The 18,978-nt window shown below is 63.8% G+C and carries 16 protein-coding genes; 9 read left to right on the top strand and 7 right to left on the bottom strand.

All coding sequences use genetic code 11. The features are described from left to right. Window positions 1-77 precede the first annotated feature (77 nt). Window positions 78-830, top strand: coding sequence for a YdcF family protein (locus QD208_RS14405; protein WP_043335281.1), 753 nt, complete (start codon window positions 78-80; stop codon window positions 828-830). Window positions 831-954: 124 nt separating this feature from the next. On the opposite strand, the gene QD208_RS14400 is transcribed toward QD208_RS14405, so the two are convergent. Together QD208_RS14400 and QD208_RS14395 are read right to left on the bottom strand one after the other, a co-directional pair. Then, window positions 955-2,172 carry a hypothetical protein gene (locus QD208_RS14400; protein WP_279837240.1) on the bottom strand — a complete coding sequence of 406 codons (1,218 nt, stop codon included), beginning with the start codon at window positions 2,170-2,172 and terminating at the stop codon, window positions 955-957. Continuing rightward, the gene (locus tag QD208_RS14395) at window positions 2,172-2,852 is read right to left on the bottom strand and encodes a zinc ribbon-containing protein (RefSeq protein ID WP_324691608.1); all 681 of its coding nucleotides are present in this window, start codon (window positions 2,850-2,852) and stop codon (window positions 2,172-2,174) included. Before QD208_RS14395 ends, QD208_RS14400 begins: the two co-directional genes overlap by 1 nt. A gap of 11 nt (window positions 2,853-2,863) precedes the next feature. Between QD208_RS14395 and QD208_RS14390 the strand changes: the two genes are divergently transcribed. From QD208_RS14390 to QD208_RS14370, 5 genes are all read left to right on the top strand, one after another. Beyond that, window positions 2,864-2,995: a hypothetical protein gene (locus QD208_RS14390; protein WP_279837239.1), complete on the top strand. Its 132-nt coding sequence runs from the start codon at window positions 2,864-2,866 to the stop codon at window positions 2,993-2,995. A gap of 176 nt (window positions 2,996-3,171) precedes the next feature. Next, window positions 3,172-5,772 (top strand): leucine--tRNA ligase, encoded by a 2,601-nt coding sequence (leuS, locus tag QD208_RS14385; RefSeq protein ID WP_279837238.1) that lies wholly within the window; start codon window positions 3,172-3,174, stop codon window positions 5,770-5,772. A gap of 185 nt (window positions 5,773-5,957) precedes the next feature. Beyond that, entirely contained in the window at window positions 5,958-6,503 is a 546-nt protein-coding gene (gene lptE, locus QD208_RS14380; protein ID WP_279837237.1) for an LPS assembly lipoprotein LptE, read from the top strand. Window positions 6,504-6,844: 341 nt separating this feature from the next. Continuing rightward, complete coding sequence (gene holA, locus QD208_RS14375; RefSeq protein ID WP_043335288.1) at window positions 6,845-7,903, top strand: DNA polymerase III subunit delta; 1,059 nt, start codon at window positions 6,845-6,847, stop codon at window positions 7,901-7,903. 21 nt (window positions 7,904-7,924) lie between these two features. Then, window positions 7,925-8,275 carry a hypothetical protein gene (locus QD208_RS14370; protein ID WP_279837236.1) on the top strand — a complete coding sequence of 117 codons (351 nt, stop codon included), beginning with the start codon at window positions 7,925-7,927 and terminating at the stop codon, window positions 8,273-8,275. Between the two features lie 247 nt (window positions 8,276-8,522). Here QD208_RS14370 and QD208_RS14365 read toward each other — a convergent pair whose 3' ends face one another. From QD208_RS14365 to fadB, 3 genes are all read right to left on the bottom strand, one after another. Then, window positions 8,523-9,455 carry an amidohydrolase family protein gene (locus tag QD208_RS14365; protein WP_107335475.1) on the bottom strand — a complete coding sequence of 311 codons (933 nt, stop codon included), beginning with the start codon at window positions 9,453-9,455 and terminating at the stop codon, window positions 8,523-8,525. Window positions 9,456-9,659: 204 nt separating this feature from the next. Next, a complete protein-coding gene (fadA, locus tag QD208_RS14360) occupies window positions 9,660-10,838 on the bottom strand; it encodes an acetyl-CoA C-acyltransferase FadA (RefSeq protein WP_043335293.1) in 1,179 nt (392 codons plus the stop codon). A 93-nt stretch (window positions 10,839-10,931) separates the two neighbouring features. Next, on the bottom strand, window positions 10,932-13,082 hold the full coding sequence (fadB, locus tag QD208_RS14355) for a fatty acid oxidation complex subunit alpha FadB (protein WP_279837235.1): 2,151 nt from the start codon (window positions 13,080-13,082) through the stop codon (window positions 10,932-10,934). A gap of 425 nt (window positions 13,083-13,507) precedes the next feature. Between fadB and QD208_RS14350 the strand changes: the two genes are divergently transcribed. Together QD208_RS14350 and slyA are read left to right on the top strand one after the other, a co-directional pair. Then, window positions 13,508-14,620, top strand: coding sequence for a DUF5924 family protein (locus QD208_RS14350; RefSeq protein ID WP_043335301.1), 1,113 nt, complete (start codon window positions 13,508-13,510; stop codon window positions 14,618-14,620). 217 nt (window positions 14,621-14,837) lie between these two features. Then, window positions 14,838-15,284, top strand: a complete 447-nt coding sequence (slyA, locus tag QD208_RS14345; protein ID WP_043335305.1) for a transcriptional regulator SlyA — start codon at window positions 14,838-14,840, stop codon at window positions 15,282-15,284. A gap of 124 nt (window positions 15,285-15,408) precedes the next feature. On the opposite strand, the gene QD208_RS14340 is transcribed toward slyA, so the two are convergent. Continuing rightward, a complete protein-coding gene (locus QD208_RS14340) occupies window positions 15,409-15,957 on the bottom strand; it encodes a preprotein translocase subunit YajC (protein ID WP_279837233.1) in 549 nt (182 codons plus the stop codon). 209 nt (window positions 15,958-16,166) lie between these two features. Here QD208_RS14340 and QD208_RS14335 point away from each other — a divergent pair, with 209 nt between their 5' ends. After that, window positions 16,167-16,619, top strand: a complete 453-nt coding sequence (locus QD208_RS14335) for a universal stress protein (RefSeq protein ID WP_043335309.1) — start codon at window positions 16,167-16,169, stop codon at window positions 16,617-16,619. A gap of 196 nt (window positions 16,620-16,815) precedes the next feature. On the opposite strand, the gene QD208_RS14330 is transcribed toward QD208_RS14335, so the two are convergent. Next, window positions 16,816-18,753: an ATP-binding cassette domain-containing protein gene (locus QD208_RS14330; RefSeq protein ID WP_279837230.1), complete on the bottom strand. Its 1,938-nt coding sequence runs from the start codon at window positions 18,751-18,753 to the stop codon at window positions 16,816-16,818. Window positions 18,754-18,978 lie beyond the last annotated feature (225 nt).

The raw sequence follows: 18,978 nt of genomic DNA, 5'->3' as shown, positions 1-18,978 counted from the left end.
CCTCAGACGCTTGAACGCTCAACCTTACCCGTTGCCGGGCCGATGCCCGGCACTGCCTCTGCACAAGCGAGACCACAATGGGCATCACCGAGTTACTCGGCATCATCAAGGACCTGGTATTGCCGCCCGGCGGGCCTCTCCTGCTGCTGTTTCTGGCCATGCTCGTGCTCAAGCGCTGGCCGGGCCTGGCGCGCGCCATGATGGTCGTGGCCATCCTGGGCATGTGGCTGCTGTCCTCGCCGGTCGTCTCCACGCGCCTGATGTCAGGGCTGGAGCGCATTCAGCCCAGTGAACCGGCAGAGTGGATCCAGGCGCAGGCCGTGGTGGTGCTTTCCGGCGGACGCTACTACGACGCCCCGGAGTTGCAAGGCCGCGATCGCATCAATGGTGAGACGCTCAGCCGCCTGGACGAAGGCGTCCGCGTGGCCCGCAACGCGGAGCTGCCGATTCTGCTCACCGGTGGCAAGGTATCGTCCTCCGATGACGGCACCCTCGCCGAGCTGATGCAGCGCTCGCTGATCGATGAATTCGACTACCCGGCGCGCTGGCTGGAGAATCGCAGCGAGAACACCCAGCAGAATGCGCTCTTCACCCGCGAGATGCTCGAGCAGGACGACATCAACAAGATCGTGCTGGTGACCAGCGCCTGGCACATGCCGCGCGCGATGCGCAATTTCCAGAACCAGGGCTTCCGCACCATCATCCCGGCGCCGGTGGGCTACACCACGGTCTCCGGACTGGGCATCGATGCCTGGATTCCCAACAGCTCCGCGCTGACCCAGTCACGCTGGGCACTGCATGAATGGATCGGCTGGCTGGTAGGTCGCTAGACCCGACAGCTCTGTTGGCAAGACAAGCGAAGGACTGCTGGCAAGACACACGAAGGACTGCCCGTGGGCAGCCCTTCGTGTGTCTATATAACCCGCTCATCGGGAGCTTATCGCAGGATTGTGCTCAGACGTCGCTGTCACGCATCCAGCTGGCCTCCTTGAGCCATGGCCCCAGCTGGCGGAGCTGGAAGGCGCGATCGCGCGTCCACTCGTCACTGCCGACATGCGCCGTGCCACCAGGTGTTTCTCCCAACACATCATCCGGGAACTTCAGGCTGTCACGACCCTTGATCTGCAACGAGTAACACCGGTCGTGGCTGATCAGACTTTCGCGCAGGTAGCGCCACACGCATTCCTTCATGAACCACTGATCGATATTCGGCGTCTCGACATGCTGTGGCTGCCACTGGGCCAGCAATGTCTCGAGTGGCGGCAGGACACCGGCCACCCCGCCCCACAGCCCCGCCAGCACCAGATCGGTATGACTCCACCAGTCGCGTATGACATGGAAGAAGCGCCCGGACGTCAGCCACATCTGCACCGCGCGCACTTCGCGCAGGCTGATGACGCTGTCGCAGTCGCGAACCACGAAGTAGCCCACCGTCGGGTCATCGGCGACCGCGAAGCGCCAACACAGCCGCTGTCTCAGGGTGTCACTGGAGGGACGCTCGATCAGCTCGGCGTCCAGTTCCCGCGCCAGGGCCAGGAAATCATCGGGCACGCTGTCATCGTGATAGAGCCGAACCCGCCACCCCGGATACAGCACCGGTGCCAGCAGCAGGTTATGCAGCATGCCGTTCAAGTAGCGCGGCCCCTTGCCCCAGAGGCCGAAGGACAGCACGCGCGTCTTGCCGGCGGCGACTGCCGAGGGGGATTCAGCGGGCAGCCGCCAGCCCTTCGCCAACGCCAGGCCCCCATGCTGCTCGTCCTTGAGCGCCAGGGCGCGACTGCCATGCTCGCGTGCCTCATCATGGCGCTTGAGTCTGGCCGCGCTGCTGGCCAGCGAGTCGAACAGCACCGGATTGAGACAGCCTCGTGCGGCCAATGCCTCACCGGTCGCCAGCGAGCCGGCGGCATCATTGGCGCGCGACAGACACACTACCTGATTGAGCGCGATCTCTTCATCGGCCGGACACTCCACATGCCCCTGGGCCAGAATCTGGCTGGCCGAGCGATAATCCGCGAGCAGAAACAGGTAATAGGAGATCTGCTTGAAGAGGCCCGCCTCACGTGGACGCGGGCGCTGATTGAAGTGATCGATCAGCTGTTGCAACGCCTTGTGGCGCTGCCCGGCGCTCCAGGTGGCATGCGCCGGGGCGAACCAGTCTGACGGTGTCGCCATCAGCCCTGATCACTCTCATCGGCCGCGGGAGGCTGACGAGTGACGGGCGGCGCGCCACGCGAGAAGAATCGATGTCCACAGGCATGACAGGGTTCCAGCACGCTGGGCCGCGTGAGCGTGGTGGTCGATTCACAGTGCACGCAATGCAATAGCCCCGGCGCGATGACCTCGCCGCTGGTGTAGTCGGCGCGCGCGGCTTCGAGGTCTTCCTCGAAGTGGGCGCGGTCCACCACGGTGCGGTCCGCGATCGACATCAGCGCGGAACTGACACTGCGCGACAGCACCGAGAGATCGATCCCCAGCCAGCTGGCGATCCCTTCTCCACCGGTCGCCAGGTGGCGGCGGAATTCGCGCATGTCACGTTCGACCCAGGCACGCAGCAGCGCCAGCTCGTCCAGCGTGAATTCCTCGACCTCGGCCTCGAACTTGACCGCTTCATCCAGCTCGGCCTTGAGGCCATCCCACGACAGCTCACCGCTGCTGTCTTCCAGCCGCGTCAGGATTCGCCCATAGGCATCGCCGAGACGTCCTTCACCTTCGCCCTGTGGCTGACTGGAGGCTGAGCGCGAAGGCATCGGTGTATCTTCAAAGCCACTGTCATGCGAGGACGTGGCAGCCGTATCACGATCCGTGGCGCTGATCGGCTCATGGGGATCGCGGGGTTCACGTGGTTGGCTCATGGACTCTCCTTGTGTCTTCACCTTCTCCCGAACTGCGGGAGGGCATGGCGCTCTACCTTCAGCATGGTGGCGTTGGCGTTGCGACACAAGCCACACGCTTCCACTCCCTGACACGCATCAAGCGCGTGGCACTGGCAGCATGAAGCGCATTCGCCTGGCGCCACAGCGCTCGCCTCCCCTACCTGAGTCCTGGCGTCTGGGGTAGACTTGACCCCATCGCAGACAGCGGCGGCCCATCCCGATGTGACCGCCCACCTCTTCACGCCCTGCCTGTCCCTGGTGACGGGTAGCGGCCAATGCCAAGGTAGTGACGGACCCGATGGATTCACAGGATACTTCTCAACAGTACGCTCCCGATCAGATCGAACAGGCTGCCCAGCAGTACTGGGAGAAAAATCAGTGTTTCAAGGCGGTGGAAGATGCCAACCGCGAGAAGTTCTACTGCCTGTCGATGTTCCCCTACCCCAGCGGCAAGCTGCACATGGGTCACGTGCGCAACTACACCATCGGTGACGTGATCTCGCGCTTCCAGCGCATGCAGGGCAAGAACGTCATGCAGCCGATGGGCTGGGACGCCTTCGGCCTGCCGGCGGAAAACGCCGCGATGAAGAACAACGTCGCGCCGGGCAAGTGGACCCACGAGAACATCGCCTACATGCGCGATCAGCTCAAGGCGCTGGGCTTCGCCTACGACTGGAGCCGTGAATTCGCCACCTGCGACCTGGAATACTATCGCTGGGAGCAGTGGTTCTTCGCCAAGCTGGTCGAGAAGGGTGTCGTCTACAAGAAGAGTTCCATCGTCAACTGGGACCCGGCGGACCAGACCGTGCTCGCCAATGAGCAGGTCATCGACGGCCGTGGCTGGCGTTCCGGCGCACTGATCGAGCGCAAGGAAATCCCGCAGTGGTTCCTGCGCATCACCGATTACGCCGAAGAGCTGCTGGCCGACCTCGACAAGGTCGAGTGGCCGGAGCAGGTCAAGACCATGCAGCGCAACTGGATCGGCAAGTCGCGCGGTGTCGAGCTGAGCTTCGGCCTCGATGCCAAGGCCAGCCAGGTGCAGGAATCCCTGACCGTCTTCACCACCCGTCCGGACACCCTGATGGGCGTGACCTACGTCGGCGTCGCCGCCGCTCACCCGCTGGCCAAGGCCGCGGCGGAGCACAATGCGGAGCTTGCCGAGTTCAACGCCGAGTGCGCGCGTGGCGGCACCAGCGAAGCCGACATGGCGACCATGGAAAAACGCGGCATGGATACCGGCTTCAAGGCCATCCACCCGCTGACGGGCCGTGAAGTGCCGGTCTTCGTCGCCAACTTCGTGCTGATGGAATACGGCACCGGTGCCGTGATGGCCGTGCCGGCCCACGACGAGCGTGACCACGAATTCGCCACCAAGTACGACCTGCCGATCGAAGCCGTGATCGCCGATGCCGACGGCAATGCGCCTGACGTCAGCGAAGCCGCCTTCACCGAGCACGGCGTGCTGATCAACTCCGGTGACTTCGATGGCCTCGACTTCGAGAGCGCCTTCGATGCCATCGCCGCGCGCCTGGTCGAGCAGGGCCGTGGTGAGGTCAAGACCAACTTCCGTCTGCGCGACTGGGGCGTCTCCCGTCAGCGCTACTGGGGCGCACCGATCCCGGTCAAGAATGGCCCGAACGGTGAATCCATCCCGCTGACCGACGACGAACTGCCGGTCGCCCTGCCGCTGGAAGTCGAATTCGACGCCTCCGGTGGCTCGCCGATCAAGAAGATGCCGTCCTTCAGTGACCTGGGCGATGGCTGGCAGCGCGAGACCGATACCTTCGACACCTTCATGGAGTCCTCCTGGTACTACGCGCGCTTCTGCTGTGCGGACAACGCCGATGCCATGCTGGACGAGCGCGCCAACTACTGGCTGCCGGTCGATTACTACATCGGCGGCATCGAGCACGCCATCCTGCACCTGCTCTACTCGCGCTTCTTCCACAAGCTGATGCGTGACTTCGGTCTGGTCGACAGCGACGAGCCGTTCAAGCAGCTGCTGACCCAGGGCATGGTGATCGCGGACACCTACTACCGCATCAACGCCAAGGGCGGCCGCGACTGGTTCAACCCGCTGGACGTGGACGTCGAGACCGACGACAAGGGCCGCGCCATCAAGGCCGTACTGAAGTCCGATGGTCTGCCGGTGGAAATCGGTGGCACCGAGAAGATGTCCAAGTCCAAGAACAACGGCGTGGACCCGCAGTCGATGATCGACCGCTTCGGTGCCGACACCGTGCGCCTGTTCATGATGTTCGCCGCGCCGCCGGAGCAGTCTCTGGAATGGTCCGATTCCGGTGTCGAGGGCGCGCACCGCTTCGTCAAGCGCGTCTGGCGTCTGGTCCACGAACATGTCGCCGCCGGCACTCCGGGCGCGCTGGACGTGACTGCCCTGAACGATGATCAGAAGGCGCTGCGTCGCAAGACACACGAGACCATCGCCAAGTGCAGCGATGACATCGGCCGCCGTACCACCTTCAACACCGCCATCGCGGCCGTGATGGAGCTGGTCAACGCCATCAGCCGCTTCGAGGACACCTCCGAGCAGGGTCTGGCCGTCAGCCGTGAAGCCGTCGAAGCCTGCGTGCTGCTGCTGTCGCCGATCATCCCGCATGCCAGCCACTCGCTGTGGGCGACACTGGGCCACGACGAAGCCGTGATTGACGCCAGCTGGCCGGCCGCCGATGCCGAGGCGATGAAGAAGGACAGCATCGAACTGGTCGTGCAGGTCAACGGCAAGCTGCGTGCGCGTCTGTCCTTCGCCGCCGATGCCGATCGCGACGCCATCGAAGCCGCGGCGCTGGCAGATGCCAATGTCACCAAGCACACCGATGGCAAGACGGTGCGCAAGGTGATCGTGGTGCCGGGCAAGCTGGTCAATATCGTCGCCAACTGATAGCGACCCGACCAGGCAGAGCAAGATACCGGCGGCCCGAGTCGCCGGTCCCGTCAGAGGCCGACAGGCAGCTGGAAGGATGTCGGTCTCTGACGGCCATATTCCGTGCGCTGCGTGATGCTGACAGGCACCACGCAGCGCTCTCGCAAGATATTCATGACACTCGTTCATGACAGGAGGTCACGGTGACGCAAGCGAAGTCTTCCAGTGTTTCAGCAGACACATCAGAGCATGCATCCCGCGGCCTTGGCCGCCGTCGTGTGCTGGCCGCCCTCGGCGTCGGCCTGGCGCTGACACTGAGCGGCTGCGGCTTCCAGCTGCGCGGCGTGAACGATGCGCCGATGGCCATCACCGAGCTGGACGTCCAGGCACCGATCACCAAGACCCACGACGCCCTGCGCGACGCCCTCGAGCGTGCCGACGTCCAGTTGAGCGACAGCGCACCGCTGACCCTCAACCTGGGCAAGGTCCGTGAGAACGTGCAGCAGATCACCTACGGCGATGCCGGCAGCATCAAGCGTGAGCTGACCTATCGCCTGACCTACTCGCTGCAGCGCAAGTCCGATGGGGCCTACTTGGCCAACCAGCAGGAGCTGCAGGCCAGCAGCCTCTACTACACCAACGATGACGACCTGCTCAACACCGATGACCTGCGCGAGCGCGCGGCCAAGGAAGTCAATCGTGATCTGAGCCGTCAGTTGCTGGAGCGCCTGCGCGCGATCAAGCCCTGAGCTCCACGCTCCCGCACTGAGGCGCCCCGTTCGTAAGTCATGAGTCGTGATCCATGAGTGCTGAAAGGCCAGACAGTTGACGACAGACGATTGACGACAGGCGAAGCCGGGAGAAGTGGAAGGAAGCAGGCAGCAGTTGGTAGAGATTGGTAGAGATTGGTAGAGATTGGAAATCGCAACGTTCGCCAGGCACGGCTCCACGATATCGGGCAACCGATCATCATGGGGCCGTGCCTGTTCAGGGCCACCATCACGCCGGGGCTAGCACCCTGCTCGTGACTGGTCGCCTGAGCCTTTAGGCGCACTTGCCCACCAGACCCGCGCAGTATCGAAGGACATTCATGAAGGTCTATCCCGACAAGCTCGACGAGCAGCTCAACAAGCGCCTGTCTCCCGTCTACATCGTGGCCGGTGATGAGCCGCTGATTCACCAGGAAAGCTGCGACGCCATCCGGCGTGCGGCGCGCGCTGCCGGTGTCGAGGAGCGCGAGGTACTGCATGTCGAGAACGGCTTTCAGTGGGGCCGTTTGACCGAGTCTGCCGCCAGCATGTCACTGTTCGCCTCGCGCAAGCTGATCGAGCTGCGCATGGGCACCCAGAGTGCCGGCCAGGAAGGCAGCAAGGTCCTCAAGGCCTACGCCGAGCGCATCGAGAAGGATGGCGACATCCTGCTGATCACCGCGGCGCGTCTCGATCGCAAGGTGCAGCAGACGGCGTGGTTCAAGGCATTGGAGAAGGTCGGCGTCTTCATCGCGGTGTGGCCGGTGGACCATTCCCGCCTCGGCTTCTGGATTCGCGACCGCGCCCGTCGTCACGGCCTCGAGCTGAATCAGGACGCCGCTCGCCTGCTGGCCGAGCGCATCGAGGGCAATCTGCTGGCCGCGGATCAGGAGTTGCAGAAGCTGGCGCTGCTGCACCCGCCGGGCGCACGCCTGGATGGCAATGCCATCGTCCAGGGCGTCGAGGACAATGCCCGCTATGATGTCTTCACGCTGGCCGATGCGTGTCTGAAGGGGGAAGTCGAGCGCAGTGGCCGCATCGTGCTCGGGCTGCGGGGAGAAGGCGTCGAGCCGCCGGTGATCCTGTGGGCGCTGACCCGCGAGCTGCGCACCCTGCTCTCGCTGCGCCAGCACCTCGATCAAGGCCAGAGCTTCGAGCATGCCTGCAAGGCGCAGAAGCCGATGATCTTCGACAAGCGTCGCCCCTTCTATCAACAGGCGCTCAACCGCCTGCCCCACAAGCGCCTGCACAAGCTGCTGCTGTTCTCGCAGCGACTCGACATGGCGATCAAGGGCGGGATGACGCTGCCCATCTGGGACGGGATGGTCGATCTCGCCCTGACGCTCGCCGGCGGACGCGGCCCACTGGCCGAACTGCCCCACGCCTACAAGGTGGTGTGATTCAGACACCCGGGAGAACGCATGCAGACTTCCTCCAGCACGCTTGGCGAAGCCGTCGACGTCGAGACCCTGCGGCGGTGGCTCGCCGAAGGCAATACCCTGACAGTGGAAGTGCAGATGCTGGATCAAGGGCTTCATGTGGTTCGCCTGCATCATGCCGCTGGCATCAGTCGTCTGGTCGATGACAGCGGCCAGTCCCTGCGTTTCACCGGCACCCAGTGGATCAGTCGCCTGCTGTTGCCTCTGGGGCTGACCCACGGCGTGCAGACCTGGGCGGAAGTACAGGATGAGATGATCGGCCTGCCCACGACGCCGATCGACAATGCCAGCCTGCTGGCCCATGGCACGCGCGTGGCCTTCCAGACGCACTAGACGCTGCGCGCCACGCCTCTCCTCGCTTGTCTTTCTCCCCTGCTCGTCGCTTGTCTTTCTCTTCGCCTCCCCTCTTGTCTTTCTCCGGCTCCCCTCTTGTCTTTCTTCGCCAATCATCAAGACGCCCCCACCAGCAGGCTGATGAGGGCGTCTTGTCATTCGGCTTCTGTGCCTTATGCGGCTTTTCGGCTTATACAAGTGATACCGCGTCACTCAATTGCGCCCTGCAAGCGTGGCAACTCTTCGCTCAGTGCGCCGCATCCGCCTTGGACTTCACGAACGCCTTGTAGCCATAAAGCTTGCGCGGATTGTCGCGGAAGATCTTCTCGCGCATCTCGCGCTCCGGCAACCAGCGCTGCATCAGCTCGGCCAGGGTGTCCTCCTCCGGCATCTCGACGCCGATATAGGGATGCGGCCAGTCACTGCCCCACACCACGCGCTCCGGATTGGCCGCTACCAGCGCCCGCACCAGCGCCGTGACATCGGAGTAAGGCAAGCGACCACGCGTGGTCAGCCGGTAAGGCGCCGACAGCTTGACCCAGGTGCGCCCCTGCTTGAGCAGTCGACACAGCGCGGCAAAGCCGGGACATTCAGGGCCACGCGTGGCCGCCAGATGGCCCATGTGGTCGATCACCACCGGCACCGGCAAGCTGCCGAGGCGCGCTTCCATGTCACGGAAGGTCGAGACATCGATCAGACATTCCAGATGCCACTTGAAGCGTGCCAGGCGATCCGCCAGCAGCACCACATCACGCCAGCGCAACCCGCCGGCGAAGATCAGGTTGAGGCGAACGCCACAGACTCCCAGCTCGGAGAGCCGCTCAAGCTCGGCATCACTGATGTCGGGCGTGACAACCGCCACGCCACGGTAATCCAGCCCACGCTCACGACAGCTCTGCAGGCTGTCGCACAGCAGGCGATTGTCATAGCCATAGACACTGGGCTGTATCAGCACGCCGTGGCTGGCGCCCAGTGCATGATGCATCTCGAGTGCTTCATTGAGCCCCACGGGGGCCGGGTCATAGGTTCTGTCCGCCGCCAATGGGTAACGCACCGGGTCACCAAACAGGTGAAGGTGACAATCTATACTGCCCGCCGGCAACCGGAAGGTCAGGGGGTGTGGCAAGGGTCTGGGCGGCGTGGCGCGCGGCAGATCCTGCTCGACATGATTCCAGTCCATCGATGCGACTCCCTCGCGTAACCTCAATCATCAAGCCCGGGGCGACGTGACGCTCGATCGCCCATTGCCACGATACTGCGCCGCCCTTCTCGTTTCCAGACAAAAGCCTGCCAACGAAAAAGCGGCATGTCCGAAGACATGCCGCTTGAGGTATCAGGCGGGGCCTGATCGCTTATCGAAGACGCTGACGGAAGGCGCTGACGTTCAGTCGAGACGCTCGAACACGGTCGCGACGCCCTGGCCCATGCCGATGCACATGGTCGCCAGACCCAGGCGCGTGTTCTGCTGCTTCATGACGTTGAGCAGTGTGGTGCAGATACGCGAGCCGGAACAGCCCAGCGGGTGGCCCAGCGCGATGGCGCCGCCGTTGAGGTTGACCGCCGTGTCGACACGCTCCAAGAGGCCGAGGTCCTTGAGTACCGGAATCGACTGCGCCGCGAAGGCCTCATTGAGTTCGACGGTCTGAATGTCCTCGATGGTCAGGCCTGCCGCCTTGAGCGCCTGTTTGGAGGCCGGCACCGGCCCGTAGCCCATGATGGAGGCGTCACAGCCTGCCACACCAGTGGACAGCACACGAGCGATGGGCTTGAGGCCCAGCGCTTCGGCGCGCTCGGCACTCATCACCGCCATGCCCGAGGCACCCACCGACAGCGCGGAGGAGGTACCCGCCGTGACGCTGCCGCCCTTGGGATCGAACACCGGCTTGAGGTTGCCCATGGATTCCATGCTGGCATCGCCACGGATGACCTCATCGCGGGTCACCATCACGCGACGCCCCTCGGCATCATGGCCCTCGACGCCGATGATCTCGTCATCGAAGCGACCTTCATCGGCGGCGGCCTGGGCACGCTGGTGAGAGCGCACGCCAAACTCATCCTGCTGCTCACGACTCACGCCATGCATCTTGCCGAGCAGTTCCGCGGTCAGGCCCATCATCATCGCCGCCTTGGCCGCGTGCTTGCTGGCCGCCGGGTTGACGTCGACCCCGTGTGCCATCGGCACGTGCTCCATGTGCTCGACACCGCCGATGATATAGAAGTCGCCCATGCCGGCCTTGATGTTGGCGGTGGCGATATGCAGGGCACTCATCGAGGAACCACACAGGCGGTTGACCGTCTGCGCCGGCACGGTACGCGGAATGCCAGTCATAATGGCGGCGTTGCGCGCGATGTTCATGGACTGCTCCAGGGTCTGGTTGACGCAGCCCCAGATGATGTCGTCGACCTCGGCCGGCACCAGGCCGGGATTGCGATCGAACAGCGCCTGCATCACCGCGGCGGACAGATTCTCGGCGCGCACGTGCCGGAAGGCGCCGTTCTTGGCCTTGGCCATGGCGGTACGCACGCCATCGACGATTACCACATCTCTCGGATTCAGATTCATTGTCTGGCTCCCTCATGGCCCTCGCTGTCGCGAGGGCCGAAAATTCTGGTCGGATAGTGCTGGCGGCCACTCGGGCGCTCAGCCATCAAAGGCTCAGGAGTAGAAGGCGTCGCCACGCTTGGCGCGCTCGCGCAGCGCCTCGGTCGGGCGATACAGCGGCCCCAGCTCATCGGCCAGGCTGTCGGCCAGCGCGACGAACTCGGCCACGCCCATGGCATCGACATAGCGCAGCGCGCCACCACGGAACGGCGGGAAACCGATGCCGTAGATCAAGGCCATGTCAGCCTCGGCCGGGCTGCCGACGATGTCGTCTTCCAGGCAGCGGATGGTTTCCATGCACAGCGGCACCATCATGCGCGCGATGATGTCTTCATCGGAGAACTCGCGCGTCTCGCTGACGACCTGGGCCACCAGTGCCTGAGCTTCATCATCCGCCAGCTTCTTCGGCTTGCCCTTGCGGTCTTCCTCGTAGCGGTAGAAGCCCAGATCGTTCTTCTGGCCGAGGCGCTTGTTGTCGTACATCACCTGGATGGCGGTCTTGCCGTCTCGCGCCATGCGGTCCGGGAAGCCTTCCGCCATCACGGCATTGGCGTGCACCGCGGTATCCATGCCGACCACATCCAGCAGGTAGGCCGGCCCCATCGGCCAGCCGAACTTCTCCATCACCTTGTCGACGCGCTGATAGTCGGCGCCCTTCTCGACCAGCAGGCTGAAACCACCGAAGTAGGGGAACAGCACGCGATTGACCAGAAAGCCCGGGCAGTCGTTGACGACGATCGGCGTCTTGCCCATCTGGCGGGCATAGGCGACGGTCGCGGCGATGGCCGCATCGCTGGACTTCTCGCCACGGATGACCTCGACCAGTGGCATGCGGTGCACCGGGTTGAAGAAGTGCATGCCGCAGAAGTTCTCGGGACGCTTGAGCGACTCGGCCAGCCGCGTGATGGAGATGGTCGAGGTGTTGGAGGTCAGGATGGCGTCCTCGGCGACGTTGTCCTCGAGCTCGGCCAGCACCGAGGCCTTGACCTTGGGATTCTCGACCACCGCCTCGACGACCAGGTCCACATTGCCGAAGTCACCGTAGGACAGCGTCGGGCGAATGTTGGACAGGCCCTGCGCCATCTTCTCGGTGGTCAGCTTGCCGCGCTCGACGCCCTTGCCGAACAGCTTGCGTGCTTCCTTGAGGCCCAGTTCGATGGCCTCGCCGTTGATGTCCTTCATCAGGATCGGCGTACCCTTGCTGGCGCTCTGATAGGCGATGCCGCCGCCCATGATGCCGGCCCCCAGCACGGCGGCCTGCTTGACCTCGCTGGCCTGCTTCTCGTAGCCCTTGGCCTTCTTCTTGACCACCTGATCGTTCATGAACAGGCCGACCAGATTGAAGGCCACATCGGTCAGCGCCATCCTGGCGAAGGTCTTGGCCTCGATGGCCTGGGCACGCTCACGCGATTCCCCCGCGCCCTTCTGGATGACCTTGATGGCCTCCACCGGCGCCGGGTAGTGCGGACCGGCCTTGCCGGCCACGAAGCCCTTGGCGGTCTCGAAGGCCATCATCTGCTCGATGGCATTGAGCTTGAGCGGCGAGGTCTTCTCGAGACGACGCGCCTGATAGTCCAGCTCGCCGGCATTGGCACGCGCCAGAATGTCGAGTGCCGCCGCGTCCAGCTCGGACACCGGCAGGACGGCATCGACGGCGCCCACTGCCAGCGCCTTGTCGGCACGGTTCTCGGTGCCACCACAGATCCACTCGATGGCGTTGTCTGCCCCGATCAGACGCGGCAGTCGTACACAGCCCGCCCAGCCGGGGATGATGCCGAGCTTGGTTTCCGGCAGGCCGATCTTGGCGCTGTCGGCCATGACCCGGAAATCGGTGGTCAGGGTGATCTCGCAGCCGCCGCCCAGCGCCAGCCCATTGATGGCAGTGACGGTGGGGAACGGCAGGTCCTCGATGGCATTGAAGATGCCATGGATGTTCATGTTCATGTCGATGAGGAAGGCTTCATCCTTCTCGAACATCTGATGGAACTCGGTGATATCGGCACCGACCACGAACGCTTCCTTGGCGGAGCGGATGACCAGCCCCTTGAGATCGGCCGTCGCCTTGATGGCCTCGACCGCCTCTCCCAGCTCCTTGAGTACGTAGCTGGCCAGCTTGTTGACCGATTCGCCTTCAAGATCGAGGGTCAACAGGGCGATGGCGTCCTGATTGGCCTCGACGGTTAGCGTTTTGCCTGAATAGATCATCCACGGATCTCCACAAGAGAAAGAGGTGAAGGGGCTGCCGGGCGCTCGAGGGTCACTGCCATTTGGCGTTGGCCATGAGGGCGTTGGCAACCGGCCTCGCCGGACTCGCCGCTGGCAGAGGCACCGCGCGAGAGTCATCTCTCATCACAGCGCTTCATACAAGCGTTTGAATACAGCCAGCTTGGGCCAGTGACGGGCAAAGATCAAGCCTGCGGACATTAGCGAAAGGTCGGGGGTCACGGGCCGTCTGTATACTGGCCCGGGCAGACTGGCGCACGCTATCGACAGCCGATGTAGGCAAAGATCGACGCTACACCGCACAAGGCAGCCGCGTTACCCTGAACGCTTTCCCAACCCGCAGGCTGGCCGCGACACCTCCTCGCGCGCCAGCAGGCTTTCAAAGGCCTCATCGATATCATGCTTTCATGAGCAGCACTCTCACCGCCCTGTATCTGCGCCTGACCGGCCTTGTCGAACGCACCAAGCGCTGGCACTGGCTATGGCCGCCCATCGGCTTTGCCGCCGGCATCTGCAGTTTCTTCCTCGTCAATCGTCAGCAATGGCTGGGCGGCATGCTGGCGCTGGGCATGATGCTGGCCTGGTTGATCCTGATCGCCGAAGGCCTGTGGAGCCGTCTGCGCCGCCATCGCGGCCAGAATGCCCTGCCCCGCAAGCTGGCGACCTTCGTGGCCCAGCTGATCCAGCAGGAGACACTGTGTTTCACGCTGCCGTTCTTCCTGGCGACCACCGACTGGGCCAGCGGCCAGGCGGGCTTCACGCTGCTGCTGTGCGGCGCGACCCTGCTGTCGATTCTCGATCCCTTCTACTACCGGCTGGCCGAGCGCCATCGCTGGCTGTACTTCGGCTTCCACGCCCTGTGCGTGTTCGTGGTGGTACTGGTCACCCTGCCCCTGCTGCTGGAACTGACCACGGGCGAGAGCCTGCTGGCCGCCTGTGCCGCCATGAGCCTGTTCGCGCTGCCCAGCGTCGCCAACCTGCGCATCGCGCGTGGGGTGGTCGGCGGTCTGGCGATGATCGGCATCAGCGTGATGCTCGGGGTAGGCGCATGGGGGGCACGCGCCTGGATTCCGCCCGCCACGCTGTGGATCAATGCCAGCAGCCTGTCGCCGGACTTCGATACCGCGGCGCGCGCACCGCGTGGCGAGATGCAGCTGACGCCTGCGCAACTCTCGGCCCGCGGCCTCTACGCCTTCACGGCCATCCGCGCGCCGCGCGGCCTGTCGGAGAAGGTCTATCACGTCTGGCGGCATGACGGCGAAGTCGTCGATCGCATCGCCCTGAACATCAATGGCGGGCGTAGCGAAGGCTACCGCGCCTGGACGCACAAGACCGCCTTCCCGCAGGGCAGCGAGGGCGAGTGGCGCATCGATGTCGAGACGATGAACGGACAGCGCATCGGCAGTCTGCGCTTCGTGGTCAGCGATGATCCGCAGCAGGCCACCCTGGCCGACAGCACCATCAGCCAGCCGCCCGGCATCCCCGGCTGGCGTATCACCAACCTGATTCCGGGTTTGTGACAGTCGTCATCATGAGTCGCTCCACAAGCGGGAACGCTGAGTTACTCGACCTTGGACGTAAAATTCGTTCGCAGGCTTGTAATTATCCAGACTGCCTAGCATGCTGATGTGAAGGGCGGCGCGCGCAAGGAATCAGTCTCATTCAGGTTTGAGTGATGCTGGACGCGCGCCAATGACAAAAGCCCCTTCACATTTGCACTCAGCGGACGACCTATCCATGCATGAAGATATCGGACTCAAGCTTTCCCGCCTGCCGCGCCTGTGGCGCGCCATTCTGGACCAGCGACTGTCCCCACTAGGGCTGACCCAGACTCGCTGGATGACGCTGGTACACCTGTGGCGCATGGGCGATGGTCAGCCCCAATGTGATCTGGCTCGCTCCATCGGTATCGAAGCCCCGTCGCTGGTTCGCACCCTGGACCAACTGACCGAACAGGGCCTGGTCGAGCGCCGTGCCTGTGAGGAAGACCGCCGCACCAAGCGCATCTTCCTGACCCGCAAGGCGCTGCCACTGATCGAGAAGATCGATGCCATCGCCGAGCAGACTCGCATCGAGATGCTCGAGGGCCTGAGCGAAGCGCAGGTCGATCAATTCTGTGAATGCCTGCGCGTCATGGAGCGCAATGGCCTGGAAATCTCCGAGAAGGTGCCGGAGAGCGCCTGAGCCTACACGCCGACCGGAAATGGCCGGCCGCGCCAGCAGGACATGAGCGCAAGCGGAACATGAAAAAGCCCCCATCGAGTGACTCGATGGGGGCTTTTTTCTGCGGGCAGGAAGGCTGCGCGTGTCAGGCGTCCGGCATCTTCGGCTCGGTGCCCACCAGCGGTCGACGCTTGTGCGAGATAGGCGCCTTGTCGATCAACAACGCATGCAAGGCCTCGAATTCGCGCCGCCAGTCGTGGCAGCTATCCACATCCAGACTCTCGCCCCACCACAGCGTCAGGCCGGAGAGCGACGACTCCAGCATCAGGGCATCCTCCGGCAGCGTGCGCGTGAAGCGCAGCAACGCTGCGGCGACATCAGGGTCATCCGCCAGGCGACTCTCCTCGCGCCAGCGATAGCCCGGCACCGCCTCACGCAGGGCATCACTGGCCCATTCATCCTGCACCAGAATGAAGGGCGTGACATCGCGCTCGGTCGGCCAGGGGCGGCGGTAACCGACGATGCCCTTGGGCGCGTCAGAAAGCGCCGGCGCCTTGAGATCCACCCGCATGCCATCGGCGATCACCGCCTTGCGGACCAGTGAAGTGCGCGTCTCGCGTTTGCTGGGGCGTAGCCAGGTCAGCGGCGACAGCATCGCCAGCACGACAAAAATGATGATCAGCGCAGTCGTCATCGTCTATCCAACGGTTGTCTATTCAAGGGTTTCATCAAGCAGGACGTGGCGTGAAAGAGCAGGATAGGCTATGCAGCCCCGCAGTGTTGCGTATCACGCACTGCCATTACGTTGATGTAAGTCATTGTGTTCAAGGGGGCGGCAAGCCTAGCATGGAAGCAGGTGCACGACGCCACTCGAATGGCCAACCTCTGCGGGAGGACCTCAGGATGAGCAACGAATACAAGCATGTACTGGTCGCTGTCGACCTGACCAAGGATTCCCATCTGGTGCTGGAGCGGGCACTGCCGATCGCCAAGCGCAACGGCGCCAAGATTTCCATCATCCATACGCTGGAACCGCTGGGTTTTGCCTATGGCGGTGATATCCCGATGGACCTGACCAGCATCCAGGACCAGCTGGATTCCCACGCCCGTGAACGGCTTGGCGAGATCGCCTCCCCTCATGATATCGCCGCCGAAGACCAGTACGTGGTGGTCGGCATGCCGGACAGCGAGATTCATCGCTTCGCGGCCGAACACGACGTGGACCTGATCGTGGTCGGCTCGCATGGTCGACATGGCTTTGCGCTGCTGCTGGGCTCCACCTCCACGGGTGTCCTGCACGGTGCCCAGTGTGACGTGCTGGCGGTGCGCGTCGGCGCGGATGACAGCGAGGAATGATGGCGGCCGGCTAGCCGACACCTCATGCCAGACGACACCTCACGTCGATGACATGTGAGGGACGACAAGAGGGCTGCCCATGGGCAGCCCTCTTGTGTGTTCAGCTGACGGGCTTTCTGCACCGCACGGTCATCAAGCATCGTCACTCATGACCGTAGTTCATGACCGAACGTGTGCAGGACCGTCACTTGCGGCTTCAGCCTTCCTGCATGGCCTCAAGTTCCATCCAGCGTTCCATCGTCTCTTCCAGCACCTGCTGCTTGTAGCTGAGCTTCTCCAGCGTATTCTTCACCGCCTTGGCATCCCCGGTGTAGAACTCCGGCGCCGCGATCTCGGCTTCCAGCGTCGCGATCTCCGCTTCCAGCTTCTCGATGGTCGCCGGAATCAGGTCCAGCTCGCGCTGGAACTTGTAGGGCAGCTTGACCTTCTTGTTGGCCTGCTGCGCCTGGGCGGCCTCACGCTTGCGGCGCTCGTCTTCTGCCTGGGCATCACGACGGTGCTTTTCTTCGCGCTCACGCTCGACTTCCCACGGTGCCGGCGGCAGATGCCCGCCCTGACGTATCCAGTCGCTGTAACCCCCGACATACGGCTTGACGACCCCGTCGCCCTCGAAGGCGAGGATGTTGGTGACCACGTTGTCCATGAAAGCACGGTCGTGGGAAACCAGCAGCACGGTACCGTCGAAGTCGAGCAACAGCTCCTCGAGCAGCTCCAGCGTCTCGACATCCAGGTCGTTGGTCGGCTCATCGAGCACCAGCACGTTGGCCGGCATGGTGAACAGACGCGCCAGCAGCAGACGGTTGGACTCGCCCCCTGACAGGGAGCGAACCGGCTGACGCGCGCGGTCCGGCGTGAACAGGAAGTTCTGCAGGTAGCTCATCACGTGCATGTCACGCCCGCCGACCGTGACACGGTCGCTGCCGCGCGCCACGTTGTCGTAGACGGTGGCTTCCATGTCGAGGCCCTTGCGCAGCTGATCGAAGTAGGCGATCTGCAGCTTGGTGCCTTCGATGCGCTTGCCTTCGCTGGCTTCCAGCTGACCGAGCAGAATGTGCAGCAGCGTAGTCTTGCCCGCGCCGTTGCGCCCCAGCAGGCCGACCTTGTCACCGCGCTGGATCTCGACGCTCAAGTCACGGATGACCCACTGCTCCTGCGCCTCATCGTAGCGATAGCTGACGTTCTCCAGCTCCACCACCCGCTTGCCGCTGCGCTCGGCGGAGTCGACGGCGATACGCGCACGGCCCTGCACTTCACGCCGCTGGCCACGCTCGGCACGCATCTTCTCCAGCGCACGCACACGGCCTTCATTGCGGGTACGACGCGCCTTGACCCCCTGGCGGATCCAGGTCTCTTCCTGGGCCAGTTTCTTGTCGAACTCGGAGTTCTCCTTGGCCTCGACATCCATCTCGTGCTGCTTCTGGGCCTGATAGGCCGCGTAATCGCCCGGGTAACGCCCGAGACGGCCACGGTCCAGCTCCAGAATCTGGGTCGCGAGGCGCTTCAGGAAGGCCCTGTCGTGGGTGATGAACAGCACGGCACCAGAGAAGGCCGCGACCTGCTCTTCCAGCCAGGCGATGGTATCGAGATCCAGATGGTTGGTCGGCTCATCGAGCAGCAGCAGGTCCGGGTCGGACACCAGCGCACGCGCCAGCGCGACACGACGGCGCCAGCCGCCGGACAGGTCTTCCATCATGGTGTCTTCCGGCAGGCCCAGGCGGGTCAGCACGGTATCGATACGCTGCTGGAACTGCCAGCCATCGACGCTTTCCAGCGCGACCTGCACGTGCTCGAGACGCTTGAGGTCCGGCTCGGGATCGCTGATCAGATGATGATATTCCGCCAGCAGCGCGCCCGCCTTCGGCAAGCCTTCAGCGACGATATCGAAGATGGTGCGTCCTTCGGCGGCCGGCAGGTCCTGCGAGAGTACGCCGATCTTGAGGCCCGGCGCCTTCCACAGCTCACCGGCATCGGCCTGGAATTCGCCGGTGATCAGCTTGAGCAGGGTCGACTTGCCGGTGCCGTTGCGGCCGACGAGCGCCAGACGCTCGCCGCGCTCGACGACAAGGTCCGCCCCGTTGAGCAAGACGTGATGGCCATAGGCCAGCTGAAGATTTTCCAGTCGTAACAATGCCATGTGCAGCAGCAACTCGTGACGGGTCCACGGCCGGGAAGGCCACGGAGGAAGTGGGAGTCAGGCGGACAGGCCGCCGCCAGCGACGCGCGCCGGAGAATGCTGCCATTCTACCCGAGGCGCAGCGTGCAGGCGATGGAAGACGCCGCAAGGGCTGAAAGACGCCGGCGCCTTGGGTAGAATGGCCGACCGCTTGAAATCACGTCACGTGCCCTGCACTGCCAAGGC

This window comes from Cobetia sp. 29-18-1 (genome assembly GCF_029846405.1).
Taxonomy (GTDB): domain Bacteria; phylum Pseudomonadota; class Gammaproteobacteria; order Pseudomonadales; family Halomonadaceae; genus Cobetia; species Cobetia amphilecti.
This window is presented reverse-complemented; position numbering and strand designations above follow the sequence as displayed.

What these genes read in the sequence shown, in the direction of transcription:
- leuS (WP_279837238.1), top strand. Translation starts at nt 3,172, where the DNA reads ATGGATTCACAGGATACTTCTCAACAGTACGCTCCCGATCAGATCGAA.
- QD208_RS14405 (WP_043335281.1), top strand. Translation starts at nt 78, where the DNA reads ATGGGCATCACCGAGTTACTCGGCATCATCAAGGACCTGGTATTGCCG.
- slyA (WP_043335305.1), top strand. Translation starts at nt 14,838, where the DNA reads ATGCATGAAGATATCGGACTCAAGCTTTCCCGCCTGCCGCGCCTGTGG.
- QD208_RS14350 (WP_043335301.1), top strand. Translation starts at nt 13,508, where the DNA reads ATGAGCAGCACTCTCACCGCCCTGTATCTGCGCCTGACCGGCCTTGTC.
- QD208_RS14400 (WP_279837240.1), bottom strand. Translation starts at nt 2,172, where the DNA reads ATGGCGACACCGTCAGACTGGTTCGCCCCGGCGCATGCCACCTGGAGC.
- QD208_RS14330 (WP_279837230.1), bottom strand. Translation starts at nt 18,753, where the DNA reads ATGGCATTGTTACGACTGGAAAATCTTCAGCTGGCCTATGGCCATCAC.
- QD208_RS14340 (WP_279837233.1), bottom strand. Translation starts at nt 15,957, where the DNA reads ATGACGACTGCGCTGATCATCATTTTTGTCGTGCTGGCGATGCTGTCG.
- QD208_RS14395 (WP_324691608.1), bottom strand. Translation starts at nt 2,852, where the DNA reads ATGAGCCAACCACGTGAACCCCGCGATCCCCATGAGCCGATCAGCGCC.
- QD208_RS14365 (WP_107335475.1), bottom strand. Translation starts at nt 9,455, where the DNA reads ATGGACTGGAATCATGTCGAGCAGGATCTGCCGCGCGCCACGCCGCCC.
- fadA (WP_043335293.1), bottom strand. Translation starts at nt 10,838, where the DNA reads ATGAATCTGAATCCGAGAGATGTGGTAATCGTCGATGGCGTGCGTACC.
- QD208_RS14335 (WP_043335309.1), top strand. Translation starts at nt 16,167, where the DNA reads ATGAGCAACGAATACAAGCATGTACTGGTCGCTGTCGACCTGACCAAG.
- holA (WP_043335288.1), top strand. Translation starts at nt 6,845, where the DNA reads ATGAAGGTCTATCCCGACAAGCTCGACGAGCAGCTCAACAAGCGCCTG.
- fadB (WP_279837235.1), bottom strand. Translation starts at nt 13,082, where the DNA reads ATGATCTATTCAGGCAAAACGCTAACCGTCGAGGCCAATCAGGACGCC.
- QD208_RS14370 (WP_279837236.1), top strand. Translation starts at nt 7,925, where the DNA reads ATGCAGACTTCCTCCAGCACGCTTGGCGAAGCCGTCGACGTCGAGACC.